We start from the raw sequence: 905 nt of genomic DNA, 5'->3' as shown, positions 1-905 counted from the left end.
GGCAGCGATGGATCAGCTCGCGCAGATCGAGCGAGACGCAGACCGCTATCGCGATCGGGCCGATGCGACCGTGAAAGTCATCGAACTGGTCTGAACCCGGGCCGGCGCACCAATTTATTTACTTGCAAGGACGCATCATGTCGAACACAGCGCACTCCGTGAGCGCGGGGCCACGCGGAAATGGGCACTACAGTGTGCTTGTCGTCGGCGGCGGACAAGCGGGCCTGTCGATCAGTTACTACCTAAAGCAGGCCGGCGTCGATCACCTCGTCATCGAGAAACAAACCGTCACGCATACTTGGCGCAACCAGCGCTGGGACGCGTTCTGTCTCGTCACGCCGAACTGGCAATGTGCACTGCCGGGATATCCGTACCCGGGCGACGATCCGCATGGCTTTATGAAGAAGGATGAAATCATCGCGTATCTCGATGGCTTCATCGCGATGGTGGATGCGCCGGTGCTGGAGTACACGCAGGTCAGCCGCGTGAAGCGGCTCGATAGCGGCGCTTACGCGGTGGTGACCACGCAGGGAGACTTCACTGCTGACCATGTCGTGGTGGCCTCGGGTGGTTATCACTCGCCGATCGTGCCGCGCATGGCGGAACGCCTGCCCGCACAGATCGTACAGTTGCAGTCATCCGAGTATCGCAATCCGCAGGCGCTGCCCGACGGAGGCGTGCTTGTGGTGGGATCGGGGCAGTCCGGTGCGCAAATTGCCGAGGACCTGCATCTGGCCGGACGCAAGGTGGTGCTCGCGGTGGGCGACGCGCCACGCTGTGCCCGCTTTTATCGCGGGCGCGATGTGGTGGATTGGCTCGCGGACATGCAGTACTACGACATGCCGGTGGAAAAGCATCCCTTGCGTGAAGGGGTGCGTGACAACACCAATCACTATGTGACTGGC

1 protein-coding gene is annotated in these 905 nt (G+C 61.7%); it reads left to right on the top strand.

Annotated features, from left to right (window positions below):
* Positions 1 to 137: 137 nt before the first annotated feature.
* A partial coding sequence (locus tag HV670_RS30160) for an NAD(P)-binding domain-containing protein (protein ID WP_175108564.1) occupies positions 138 to 905 on the top strand: 768 nt, incomplete at its 3' end.

The organism is Pararobbsia alpina, assembly GCF_902859895.1.
GTDB classification, from domain to species: domain Bacteria; phylum Pseudomonadota; class Gammaproteobacteria; order Burkholderiales; family Burkholderiaceae; genus Pararobbsia; species Pararobbsia alpina.
The sequence above is the reverse complement of the archived record's forward strand: the minus strand, read 5'-3'. Positions and strand labels throughout refer to the sequence as shown.